A 12,433-nucleotide genomic window follows, 5' to 3' on the forward strand; every position below is an offset into this window, starting at 1 on the left:
ACCGTGTCTATACAAGAACAGATCGAATTTCTGCGTGAGCAGCTAAACCATCATAACTATCGTTACTATGTTTTGGATGATCCAGAGGTTCCGGACGCTGAGTATGATCGACTTTTCCATGAGTTGAAAAAGTTAGAGAGAGAAAATCCTGAGCTAATAACATCTGATTCGCCTACACAAAGGGTAGGTGGGCAGCCTCTATCTGCCTTTAGCCAAATTGCTCACGAACTGCCGATGCTCTCTTTGGATAACGCTTTCAATGAAGAGGATATGCAAGAGTTCAACCGTAGAGTGGTAGAGCGTTTAGATCAGCAAGGTGGTGGATCTATACAATATGCTTGTGAGCCAAAATTAGACGGTATTGCCGTAAGTTTACTCTATGAAAATGGTTTGCTGGTTCGTGGCGCAACGCGTGGTGATGGTACCACCGGTGAAGATATCACGCTGAATGTACGTACCATTCCTACGATTCCTTTAAAGCTAACAGGCAGTGGTTATCCAGAGCGGATAGAGGTCCGTGGTGAAATTTACATGCCGAAAGCAGGTTTCGAACGGTTAAATCAACGTGCAGCTGCAACGGGACAAAAGCCATTTGTAAATCCACGTAATGCTGCAGCAGGGAGCCTTCGTCAGTTGGACCCCAAGATTACTGCTTCTCGACCTCTAGAGATGTGTAGTTATAGCGTTGGTATCGTTTCTGGCGGTGAGTTGGTTTCTGAGCATGCGGCCATACTGACCCAGCTAAAGGAGTGGGGCTTTAAACTCAATCCATTGTTAGATGTTGTCGATGGTGTTGATGGTTGTATGACGTACTATCAAAAAGTCTCTGAGCTGCGTGATTCGCTTCCTTACGAGATCGATGGTGTCGTTTTTAAAGTGAATAACCTTGAGCAGCAAAAGGCGTTGGGCTTTGTATCACGCGCGCCGCGCTGGGCAATAGCGCATAAATTCCCTGCTCAAGAAGAGATGACAACAATTCGTGCAATAGAATTTCAGGTCGGGCGTACAGGTGCGGTTACCCCTGTGGCTCGTCTAGAGCCTGTATTCGTGGGCGGTGTTACGGTTTCTAACGCCACTTTACACAATATGGATGAGATTGAACGTCTTGATGTCCGGGCAGGTGATACGGTGATCATTCGTCGTGCTGGCGATGTGATTCCTCAAGTTGTTCGAGTGTTACATGATAGAAGGTTACCCGAAGCAGAAGCGGTAGAGTTTCCTAAATCTTGTCCCGTATGCGATTCGGCTGTAGAGCGACAAGAGGGGGAGGCAGTTGTTCGTTGTACGGGTGGTTTGTATTGTGCGGCACAACGAAAAGAGGCGCTAAAGCACTTTGTATCCCGTAAGGCGATGGATATCGATGGCTTAGGTGATAAGTTAATCGAAATGCTAGTCGATCTTGATATGTTACATAATCCGGCGGGCTTATTTACATTGGATCAAGCGGAGATCGCTAAGCTTGATAGAATGGGGCCCAAGTCTGCCGAGAATCTGATTAATGCGATTAACAACAGCCGTAATACACAATTGCCGCGTTTCCTTTACGCTTTGGGTATTCGTGAGGTAGGTGAGGCAACTGCTCGGGCGTTAGCGCATCATTTTGGCAAGCTAGATACTTTGATGTCAGCATCTGAAGAAGAGCTTATCGATGTACCTGATGTAGGGCCGATTGTAGCGAAGCATATTACTCAGTTTTTTGCACAGGAACATAACCGCGAAGTTATCGATGCCTTGATTAATGAGGCTGGTATTTCTTGGGAAGCGATAGAAAAACCGTCTGAAGATGAGTTAGTCTTGCAGGGTAAAACATGGGTTCTGACAGGTAAGTTGGAGCGTATGGGGCGTAGTGATGCGAAAAATCACTTGTTGGCTTTAGGCGCCAAAGTGGCTGGCAGTGTCTCTGCAAAAACTGATTGTGTAGTGGCTGGGCCGGGTGCTGGCTCAAAACTTAAAAAGGCAAATGAGTTAAACATCGCAACGATGGATGAAGATGAGTTTGTTAACTTTCTAGCTGAGCATGGAGTGAATCTGTAATGCTAATTCGGTTCAATCATAAAGCTTATAGTGTGTTTATCATTTCATTGCTTCTTTCTGGTTGCTTTGGTGGGGCTGCCACTAAGCCAGCTCTGATGATTTGTGATGAGTTAGACGATACTGATGATTGGATTGAGCCGGCTGTGAATATTCAGCAAAAATACGGTACTCCTCTGGCTTTAACTTTAGCTATGCTTGAACTGCCATTAACTGAGCTGGATAAAAAGCATGTCCGTCCTCGTGCTGCAGATTGGGATGAATTCCGTATCCGTAGTGAGCGTTGGGATGCTGAGCCTACAGAGGTGGAAGATGCCGTTCATTTTATCGGTTGGTTTACACAGCAGAGCGTGAGCCGTAATGGTCTTGCTTGGAATAATGCGGCAGGTCACTACTTGGCACTTCGGCTAGGTCATGGTGGTTATCACCGTTTTGATTCAACTAAATATCCAGAACTTACTCAGCAAGCGCGTGGCATTCAACAAAGATATGATCGCTGGCAGCGTGAATTGCACGGATGTAAAGACCGTTGGCAGGGGGAAAGCTTGTTTAGTAAGTTGAAGATCTGGTAGTCCCACCTTTATGATCATCCCCTATCAAGAACTTGAGTCAGATACACTCACGGCATTAATCGAAGAGTTTGTCAGCCGTGATGGTACTGACTATGGTGAATATGAGTTCTCTCTCTCCGATAAAGTCGCTCAAGTAAAATCTCTCTTGCAATCAGGGCAGGTCGTTATCTTGTTCAGCGAGAGTACAGGGCTTTGTAATATAGTATCTAAAGACACATTGTAGCGCTGGGCCTTTCTATTCGATCTGCAAGGCCTTGGATAATCAGCGAGGTACTTATATGGATCAGTTAGAACAAATTGTCAGTTTAGTAGCACTGACGATGGGAGTTGGTTGGGCAAGTGGTATTAACTTATACGCTACTGTCCTAATGTTAGGCATGCTCAATAATATGGGGCATATAGCCTTACCAGAAGAGTTACAGATTGTTAGTGATCCGCTAGTATTGATGGCTGCTGGTGCTATGTATTTTGTCGAGTTTTTTGCCGATAAAGTACCTGGTGTCGACACTGGCTGGGATACATTACACACCTTTATTCGAATCCCCGCAGGCGCAGCTTTAGCTGCCAGTGCAGTAGGCGACGTAACGCCAGCAGTAGAGCTGGCTGCAGCTTTGGCTGGTGGCACATTAGCAGCAGGAAGTCATGCGGCGAAAGCGGGTGGGCGCGTACTAATTAATACTTCACCAGAGCCTGTGACCAATTGGACGGCTTCAATTAGTGAAGACCTGCTGGTGTTAGGTGGCTTGTGGGCTGCACTTAACCACCCTATTTGGTTCTTAGCTGGCTTAGTAATCTTTATATTACTGTTGGTATGGCTGCTTCCAAAAATCTGGCGCGGCGTGAAAAAGGTGTTTAGATTTATTGCTGGGTTGTTCGGCGGTAATAAAGAGGAGCCTAAGGAGCTATCATCGCATCCACCGCAACGTCCTAAACCCATCTCTCCAAATGAGGGCCGCTGACCAGTAAGCGCAAAAGGTCAGTTCTACAGACGATGCCAACAACTTGGTCTTGATCATCAACCACTGGAACGGCATTGATATCATTCTCAATAAAATTCATCGCGACATCTTGAACCATAGTTTCAGGTGTCGCTGCCGTTAGCTTTTTAGTGCATAAAGATCGGACAGGGGAGAGGGAATCTGTCCCTGCTGCAATAAGATCTGTTTTGTGAATAAGCCCTAAGGGGCGTTGATCTTCTTCCATTACCACCAAGTGATTGATTTCCAGAGAGTCCATTCGTTTCCAAGTGCTACTGATCGGGGTGCTCGGTGTCACACTATGTACCGGCGAAACCATAATCCTAGAGACCGTCAACTGTGGGCTGTTAGGTTCAGTATGGCTATCGGCAGTATTAGAGGTATAGGCCCGGCTGGCGTTGTCATTATTTTCTGGGCCTTTGTGAGGCCCAGGAATAACAAATTTTTCACCGTCGGCATGGAGGCGATCCTCCATATCTGCGCTACGGTGGCTATGGCGGCTGTGTTTTAGAGAATCAACACCTTTCTCCCTAAAGAGAGACTCTTTAGGTGTTTGTATTCGATAACCTTGATCGTATACGTAAAGTGCCATAGCTACTCCAGCCAAACAGGGATAAACCAAATATAAAACTGAAGCTACATGTTATGCAACTTCAGCTATACCCTATTATATCGTCTGTTTTATCAACTTCTTAATGATAAAGCGGGCAGGGTTAATGGCATCAATGACATCTTTGGGAAGGGGGAGTGGCTCATCGCAAATCATCGAGGCTAATAGTTCGGCTGAAATAGGGCAGGTAATTAACCCTTTGGAACCATGACCTGTATTAACGTAGAGATTAGGGTGATGCTCTGTTTCTGCATTCTCAAAGCGCCATTTTCGATCTTTGCTTAGTTGTGCGAAGGTTTCAATAAATTGATCTTGCACCGGTGCAGGACCCACAATCGGCATGTAATCTGGCGTGCTGCAGCGGAAGGCTGTGCGTCCTTGAAGCTCATTAGGTTCTGAAGCTAAATCTGCATGTATGTCGGGTAGAACCTTACTTAACTTTTCTAGGTTGGATTGATGGTCATCTTGTGTGACATTGCGCTCTTTACCTTGAAGATCATAAGTCGCGCCAAAGCAATACTGTTGATTCTGAGCTGGTGAGATATAACCATCACCACAAACCACACTGTTTAATTGACTATTCGTTGGTTTAGGTTCAGTAATAGATACTTGGCCTCGGATGGTTTTAAGAGGCAGATGATCTGTTTGATTAAATTGGTTCGCCATCTCGGCATTACAGATAACAACATGGCTAGCCGATAAGGTCTCTCCGCTTTGTGTTGCTAACTGCCAATGACCTTCTGAAAAAGATAATTCTTCTACTTGCTGTTGTACTAACGAGATATTCGGGTGATCGACAAAATGATCGGATAATGCTCGTGGTGAAACCCAACCGGCAGAAGGGAAAAATAAACCATCAAAATTTACGGCCGTGTTAGCGATCTCAGATAATTCTTCAGCGCTTTTAAGAGAAACAAGTTCTTGTGGATAAGTTTCTTGTTCTATTAGGTTGTTTTGACGAGCGAGTTCTTTGTCGCTCGTTGCAAGCTGCATTACCCCACATTGAGACCAAAAGGATTCTTCTGGGTCTAAGCGCTTAAGCATGTTAACACTGTACAGAAAACCGCTCAGGTGTAACTCACCCTGGGTGGTTTGCTTGACTGGGAGCTTGGCGTATAAAGCACCCTGAGGATTACCTGATCCGCCAGTCGCTAACTGATTTTCTTGTTCGATCAACCTGACTTTGACGTCCCGGTCGGCTAAGGCTCGCGCAGTCGAGCAACCTGACAGGCCGCCACCAATAATCGTGACCTCTTTAGGTTTTGCTGAAGCTGGCAATTCAAACCAAGGCTTAACAATCGGCGTAGGTGTTGTGTTCTCAACAAAGGTGCCGACTAACATTTCGCGCTTACGACCAAATCCCTTCTGTTTTCTTACATCAAAACCAACGTCCCTTAAGCCACGTTTCACAATACCTGCCGCTGTGAAAGTAGAAAAGGTTGTGCCTGGCTTGCTCAAGCGAGCGATCTCACGGAATAACTCCGGTGACCACATATCAGGATTTTTAGAGGGTGCGAAACCGTCTAGATACCATGCATCTACTTTGGCATTTAAGCGAGAGTATGACTCGGCAGCGTCGCCAAACATAAGTGTTAGTTTGATGCGATTGTTATCGAAATAAAGGTGATGAAAACCTGAGGTATTCGAGGGATATTGATGGACTAATTGTTCAGTTAAACATGTTAAGTCAGGCCAATGAGCGAGGGCTTTGGTTAGGTCGATCGAGTTTAGAGGGTACTTTTCAGTACTAATGAAATGAAATTTGGAATCTGTACTTATTTCACGAAATCGCTTCCATAGCGAAATAAAATTTAAACCTGTACCGAACCCTGTTTCTCCAATAACAATTGGGGAATGAGAAGCCTGAAATCTATTTTCCATGTCATTAGCTTCAAAGAAAACGAACAAAGATTCAGCTAGCCCATCTTCAGCAGAAAAAAATATGTCCTTAAACTGAAGTGAAAAGGGAGTGCTTTCTTTCCAACAAACTGTCGATTTTTGTTTGTCAATCATATGGATAAATTAAACCTGAAATGTGAATTAACAGATGGTTGTATATAAGAATTCATTATGCCTAGCTACCTAGTGGTTTTCATTGTTGCAATGTACAATGTTGTGATCTAGATAGAGGTCAGGGCCTTCTTACCTGTTAATAAGGGTTCGTTTTTAACTGTCTTGAGTACCTATCTTCCGTTTTTATTTCAAATATATCAAATAGTTAGTGCAGTTTTTGCAATGGCTGTCACGACTTGTGATTATCGATTAAAATTTATCCCCTAGAGATTAAGGTTAAGATTTGAAGATACTCGATTGTACGCTTAGAGATGGTGGTTATTACAATAATTGGGACTTTGATCAAGATACTGTTCAGGAGTATTTGTCAGCTACGGCCGAAGCTGGAGTAGATCTTATTGAGTTAGGCTTGAGGAATTTTCCTGGCTCTGGGTTTAGAGGGGCCTATTATTTTACTACTGAAGCACATATCGCTGATTTGAAACTCCCTCCTGGGCCGAAGTATGGTGTCATGATAGATGCTAAAACTATACTTAATTCTGATATGTCAATTGAAGATGCGATACAGACACTGTTCGTAGGTTCAAATGAATCACAGTTGGAATTTGTCAGGATTGCTTGCCATTTTAATGAGGTCGATAGCTCCAAGGAAATTGCTGAATCCCTGAAAAAACTAGGTTACTGCGTTTTTATAAATGTGATGCAGATAAGTCTTCGTTCTGATGAGGAAATTAGACAATTAAGTGAGTTGTTATCGAATTGGTCATGTATAGATGGGTTATATTTTGCAGACTCTCTAGGAAACATGGATGCTGATGATATAAATCGAGTAGTAAAGCAAATAAGGTTACATTGGAAGAGAGAGCTAGGTATACATGCCCATAATAATATGGGCTTAGCGCTTTCGAATGCTCTTTATTCTATTGAATTAGGTGTTTCACATATCGATGTCACTATTACGGGTATGGGGCGTGGTGCAGGAAATGCAGAAACAGAATTGTTATTGTTAGAGCTGGAGTCAGCTGGTAATAGCAGTTATAAGGCATCAGCATTAGCTGAATTAGTATTTAAGTGTTTTGAACCTATTAAAAAAAAGTTGGGTTGGGGGGCGTCACTTCATTATTTCATGGCTGCTAAATATAATATCCATCCTACATATATACAGAAAATCCTTACAGATAATCATTTTGGTGTATCAGAACGAATCGCTGCAATTAAAAATCTAGCTAAGCTTGCAGGAAAAACATCTTATAATGAAAGTTATTTAAGTGATTTGATTTCTCCCCCCGCTTTTAAAAATGGATTGTTAGATAAATCGATCAAGGATATCAGATCATATCCTGTTATAAGTGGACAAACAGCAATATTAATTGGGGCTGGAGAAGGTGTTAGTCGACATTTAAGGGCAATTCAGAGGTATATTGGTGATTCTAGATGTAAAGTATATTCTGTAAATACAGGGATACAGCAACTTGATAATTACATAGATGGATATTTTGTATCGCATAATGTAAAACAAATTGATTATAGTAAATTTTCAGCTAGTGGTGGAGATATATTTGCTCCGTTAAAAAGGCTTTCTGATACAGAGCTTCAATTACTGAATCTAGATCAACTTTTTAATTTCCCAATTAGTATTGAGGCTGGTAAATTTGAAGCTTCATTAGACGGTTGTAAAATACCTTATGAATTGACAGCAGGTTATGCTCTGGCTGCACTTATTGCGCTTGGATTTAAAAGAATTTATCTAGTTGGGTTTGATGGATATGGCTATGCAGATTCTAGACAAAAAGAAATGTCAGAACTGTTTTATTTAGTACGAAAAGAATACCCTAGTATAGAAATAATTGCATTAACCCCAACAACTTACCCTGTGTCACAGGAATCAGTTTATGCACCAATTATATAAATACGATATCTACATATTTGACTGCGATGGAGTGATTCTTGACTCTAATAAATTAAAAATTTTGGCAATGAAGGATGCTCTAGAATCTATAGAGAACATTAAAGATGGTATCGACAGTTCTATTGAATACTTTACCAATAACTTTGGACTATCTAGGTATCATCACGTTAACGAGTTCTCTAGCAAATTTTTAAGCTATTATGGGTTAAGTAAAATAGAACTCGAAAAGATTATATTGAATAACTATGCAGATTTTTTAGACAAGCATTATGTTAAATCTGAAGTTATAGCAGGCTTTGAACAGATTGCTTCAACTGTTAATGGCTTAATGTATGTAGCTAGTGGTTCCGAGCAAAATCAACTAAGAAGAGTTTTAGAAAAGAAAAATATTTCAATATGTTTTAAAGGTATTTTTGGCTCGCCTACAAAAAAATATGAAATAATCCGAAATGTTTTAGATGAGGTAGGTGAAAATAAAAAGGCTGTAATGATAGGCGATTCAATAGCAGATCTAGATGCAGCAAAAGCTAATCATATAGATTTTATTGGCATTTCTGATTATTCAAATACACCAGACTTGTTGCGTGAAAAGTGTACATTGTATGGATACAGAGTGATTAATAACTGGCATGAAATAGGAACTAAAGTTTATGGATAAAATAGGTATTGTGATACCAGCACGTTATAAGTCAACAAGATTGCCCGGAAAGCCACTAATTGATTTACTTGGAAAAACAATGATTCAACGAACTTGGGAACGTTGTATTCAAGCTTTACCAGAAAATCAAGTGTTTGTAGCAACGGATAATGAAGAAATAGCAAAGCATGTACGTGAATTTGGTGGGAATTATGTAATTACTTCGACATCTTGTTTAACTGGTACAGATAGATTAGCCGAGGCAAATAAAAAACTAGGACTGGATTTGGTAATTAATGTACAGGGTGATGAACCACTTATAGATCCTGAAGAAATAAAAATGGTTATCCAGTTTGCATTAAAGCACCCTGGAGAAGTTGTAAATGCGATAGCCAAAATTGAGAAAGAAGAAGAATATAGATCTAATACCATCCCTAAAGTTGCTAAGTCTTTAAATAATGATTTGCTTTATATGAGTCGTTTGCCTATTCCTGGAGGTAAAAATGACGAGTTCGAATTTGCATATAAACAAATATGTATTTATGCATTTCCAAAGTCGGCGCTAAATGATTTTTGTACATCAGATAATAAAACACCATTTGAATCAATAGAGGATATTGAAATTCTAAGGTTTATTGAGCGCGGAGTTAATGTGAAGCTAGTAGAAGTATCTGGTAAAAGTATTGCTGTAGATGTAAAAGAAGATGTTTCAAAAGTGATTGGAAGATTAAAAGATAGTTGTGATACTTGATCGAGTTGAAAATAAACTTAAGAATGAAATTGAATAGATGAAAAAAAGTGAATTAATAGCCTTGCTATTAGTAGTGTGTGAAGGAAAAAATAAAAAAGCCATTGCTTTAATTTGCTTAGTTACACTAATGGCAATTATTGATGTATTAAGTATAGCCTCAATAATGCCGTTCTTGAGTGTGATGGGTGATCCTGAGCTAATTAATACTGATCCTAAGATTAATTATATTTATGAGATAGGTAAAAGTCTTGGTGTTTTGGGGGAAAGAAACTTCTTGTTTTTTTTAGGATGCCTTAGTTTTTTACTAATAGCGTTTAGCTCAATCGTTAAAATTACGGGCGCATACTTTCTTAATTACTCAATTGAATCAATTCGCTTTGAATTATCCAGTAGGCTGTTAGATAACGCACTAGGAAACTCTTACTTAGATATAAAAGAAAACCATAGTGGGGATATTCTTAAAACTGTATTGTCTGAAGTTGATCAACTTTCACATCAGATAATTAGGCCAATAGTAATGATGTTGGCTAATATTATAGTGGTTTTGTCTATATCTATACTCATCATTCTTGTTGATCCATATCTGGCATTAGTATCTGTCGGCTTTATTGGTGGTCTATATTGTATTATTTATCAATTATTGAAGGCTAAATTGGGTGTGATTGGTAAGATCCGATCAAGTTCTAATTCTGGACGATATATGGTGGCTACAGAGGCACTATCGAGTTATAAATATGTTAAGGCAACTGATACTGAAAATTTATTTACGAATAAGTTTATAAAAGAAGCAAATGAATTTTGTGATTCTCAATCTCAGTATCAAACAATGTCGCAGGCACCACAGTATGTTATTGAGGCTATAACTTTTGGTTGCTTGATATTAGCTTGTATGTATCTACTTTTTGAAAATAGTGGAGGATTGGGCTCAGCACTACCATTAATAGGGTTGTATGCTTTTTCAGCGTATCGTTTGCAGCCAGCAGTTAGAGCAATATTTCAAGGAGTTTCGTGTTTAAAATATGGTAGTAGCTTAGTAATAGATATAACCAATATGCTTAGCTCTTCCGATAGAAAGAATAGAACTGATAAATCAGTTATTGAATCTGAGAGTGTCTTGCCAGACAGCGCGGAACTTGTATTTGAAAATGTCAATTTTAAATATCCCGATACAAATGAATTCCTTTTTGAAAATCTTTCTTTGAAAATTCCTAAAGGCAGTTTCGTAGGAATTGTTGGAGGCACAGGAGTAGGTAAAACTACTATGGTCGATCTGTTTTTAGGGTTGCTGGAGCCAGATTCAGGTAGGGTAAAATTCTCTAATTCTTCTTTTGATTCCACTTGTGCAGGTTGGAGAAACTTCTTCTCTTATACGCCGCAAGAAGTGTGCTTACTCGATGGTTCAATTAAAGAAAATATAGCATTTGGCGTAAGAGATAATGATATTGATGATAAACTTATATGTCGGTCATTAGAAGATGCTGCCCTTAACGAATACGTCAGTTCTACATTAAATAGTTTGGACACACGAGTTGGGGAACGTGGTGAAGCTTTATCAGGCGGTCAAAGGCAAAGAGTTGGTATTGCTCGGGCATTGTATAAAGAGTCTTCTGTCTTAATTTTTGATGAAGCAACATCTGCACTAGACGAAAAAACTGAGGCAGTTGTTTTAGATAATATATTATCAAGAAACAACGGTAAGACAATAATAGCGATAGCTCATCGTTTGAGTACACTAGAAAAGTGTGACTTCATAATCAGTTTATCGAATGAAGGTGTGAAAATAATTACTACTGATGAGTTGAAAAATCATGGTGTTTATTAAAAACGACTTATATGCATGGGTTAGATCAATAATTAAGAAGCTTATTCCTGCTAGCGCTCGTTCGGCTATTTCATCAAAACCAAGAACCGAGAGTGAAAAGAAGCACCAGAAACTGTTAGAAGATGATAGATTAAACAAATTATTCAAGATTTTTCTAGCACTGGATCTTGAAGAAGGTGAGGGGCAGAAATCGAAAAAAATCACCAAAGACTTTTGTGAAAAGCATAAAGTGAATTTTGAAGAGGGCCTCGATCTTTGTTTTTTACTGATAGCTAGACGTTTTTATTATGAATCCATACTTATAAGGGAGTACTCAATTCATAAGTATGTTGAGGACTTTGAATTATCAAATTTTGATAATGGGAATGAGCGTATTATAGGCGCTTTAATTGAAAAAAAATATTTTGGAGGATTGAGTGAAAGTGAATCAGATTTTGTTCGGTCGGTGCTTATTAAGGACGAGACAGGTCTAAATAATAAACTACGTTCAAAAATATCAGGTAAAAAAATACTTATTGTAGGGCCTTCTTTTGAAAGTTTGAATTGTTTGCAAAAGGATGCTGATGAATCAGATGTATGTTTGTTTCCAAATTTATTAGTTGGATATGATGAATTAGATCTTGGAGATAAATTTACTGTTAGTTATTACAACGAGTATAACGCAAAACGGCTGTTTTATATTCCTTCTTTACGTGCTTGCATGCGCGCACAATATCACGTATTTAGATCTGTCTTATATTATTACCAATATAAGCTCCTGAAAAAAGGAAAAGCTCAGATATTGAGTGGTAGAAGTATATTTTTTAATGGAAAAATGACGGCTATTCAAACAATTTTAACTGATATTCTTCGTTACAATCCGTCTTCGATTAAGATTGCTGGAACTACTTTTTTTTGTTCAGATAGCTTGTACACATCTGCAAAATATATGTCAGTTAGAAGTAATGTTTATTATGATCTGGCTAGGCATGATCCTATATCGAACTTTATATTTGTTAAATTTTTGTATGATTTGAATTTGGTTAGTCTCGACGATATTACAAAAAAAATTGTAGATATGTCGCTTATTGATTATCTTGAGAATATTTCAAATAATTTAGGGTAGTTAGCT

Annotated in this window: 11 protein-coding genes; 9 read left to right on the plus strand and 2 right to left on the minus strand. The window is 39.5% G+C overall.

What is annotated here, in order from left to right; genetic code table 11:
- Positions 1 to 3: 3 nt before the first annotated feature.
- Genes ligA through ACMXYT_RS02685 form a run of 4 tightly spaced genes read left to right on the plus strand, consistent with a single transcriptional unit; the run spans position 4 to position 3,562 of the window.
- Positions 4 to 2,034 (plus strand): NAD-dependent DNA ligase LigA, encoded by a 2,031-nt coding sequence (gene ligA, locus ACMXYT_RS02670; protein ID WP_415900096.1) that lies wholly within the window; start codon positions 4 to 6, stop codon positions 2,032 to 2,034.
- Positions 2,034 to 2,603, plus strand: a complete 570-nt coding sequence (locus tag ACMXYT_RS02675; RefSeq protein WP_415911826.1) for a hypothetical protein — start codon at positions 2,034 to 2,036, stop codon at positions 2,601 to 2,603. The genes ligA and ACMXYT_RS02675 overlap by 1 nt, the downstream gene beginning before the upstream one ends.
- Before the next feature lie 10 nt (positions 2,604 to 2,613).
- The gene (locus ACMXYT_RS02680; protein ID WP_415900098.1) at positions 2,614 to 2,826 is read left to right on the plus strand and encodes a YheU family protein; all 213 of its coding nucleotides are present in this window, start codon (positions 2,614 to 2,616) and stop codon (positions 2,824 to 2,826) included.
- Positions 2,827 to 2,881: 55 nt separating this feature from the next.
- Entirely contained in the window at positions 2,882 to 3,562 is a 681-nt protein-coding gene (locus tag ACMXYT_RS02685; RefSeq protein ID WP_415893396.1) for a DUF4126 domain-containing protein, read from the plus strand.
- Here ACMXYT_RS02685 and ACMXYT_RS02690 read toward each other — a convergent pair.
- Both ACMXYT_RS02690 and mnmC read right to left on the minus strand, forming a co-directional pair.
- Positions 3,531 to 4,172 (minus strand): HPP family protein, encoded by a 642-nt coding sequence (locus ACMXYT_RS02690; RefSeq protein ID WP_415900099.1) that lies wholly within the window; start codon positions 4,170 to 4,172, stop codon positions 3,531 to 3,533. The genes ACMXYT_RS02685 and ACMXYT_RS02690 overlap by 32 nt on opposite strands.
- A gap of 75 nt (positions 4,173 to 4,247) precedes the next feature.
- Positions 4,248 to 6,203 (minus strand): bifunctional tRNA (5-methylaminomethyl-2-thiouridine)(34)-methyltransferase MnmD/FAD-dependent 5-carboxymethylaminomethyl-2-thiouridine(34) oxidoreductase MnmC, encoded by a 1,956-nt coding sequence (gene mnmC / locus ACMXYT_RS02695; protein WP_415900100.1) that lies wholly within the window; start codon positions 6,201 to 6,203, stop codon positions 4,248 to 4,250.
- A 283-nt stretch (positions 6,204 to 6,486) separates the two neighbouring features.
- On the opposite strand from mnmC, the gene ACMXYT_RS02700 reads away from it, so the two are divergent.
- Genes ACMXYT_RS02700 through ACMXYT_RS02720 form a run of 5 tightly spaced genes read left to right on the plus strand, consistent with a single transcriptional unit; the run spans position 6,487 to position 12,427 of the window.
- Positions 6,487 to 8,112 (plus strand): aldolase catalytic domain-containing protein, encoded by a 1,626-nt coding sequence (locus tag ACMXYT_RS02700; RefSeq protein WP_415911827.1) that lies wholly within the window; start codon positions 6,487 to 6,489, stop codon positions 8,110 to 8,112.
- On the plus strand, positions 8,096 to 8,770 hold the full coding sequence (locus tag ACMXYT_RS02705; RefSeq protein WP_415911828.1) for an HAD family hydrolase: 675 nt from the start codon (positions 8,096 to 8,098) through the stop codon (positions 8,768 to 8,770). Before ACMXYT_RS02700 ends, ACMXYT_RS02705 begins: the two co-directional genes overlap by 17 nt.
- Complete coding sequence (locus ACMXYT_RS02710; RefSeq protein ID WP_415900104.1) at positions 8,763 to 9,500, plus strand: 3-deoxy-manno-octulosonate cytidylyltransferase; 738 nt, start codon at positions 8,763 to 8,765, stop codon at positions 9,498 to 9,500. The genes ACMXYT_RS02705 and ACMXYT_RS02710 overlap by 8 nt, the downstream gene beginning before the upstream one ends.
- Before the next feature lie 37 nt (positions 9,501 to 9,537).
- The gene (locus ACMXYT_RS02715) at positions 9,538 to 11,322 is read left to right on the plus strand and encodes an ATP-binding cassette domain-containing protein (protein WP_415900105.1); all 1,785 of its coding nucleotides are present in this window, start codon (positions 9,538 to 9,540) and stop codon (positions 11,320 to 11,322) included.
- Positions 11,309 to 12,427, plus strand: coding sequence for a hypothetical protein (locus ACMXYT_RS02720; RefSeq protein WP_415900106.1), 1,119 nt, complete (start codon positions 11,309 to 11,311; stop codon positions 12,425 to 12,427). The genes ACMXYT_RS02715 and ACMXYT_RS02720 overlap by 14 nt, the downstream gene beginning before the upstream one ends.
- Positions 12,428 to 12,433 lie beyond the last annotated feature (6 nt).

The organism is Neptuniibacter sp. QD37_11 (assembly GCF_047778105.1).
Taxonomy (GTDB): Bacteria; Pseudomonadota; Gammaproteobacteria; order Pseudomonadales; family Balneatricaceae; genus Neptuniibacter.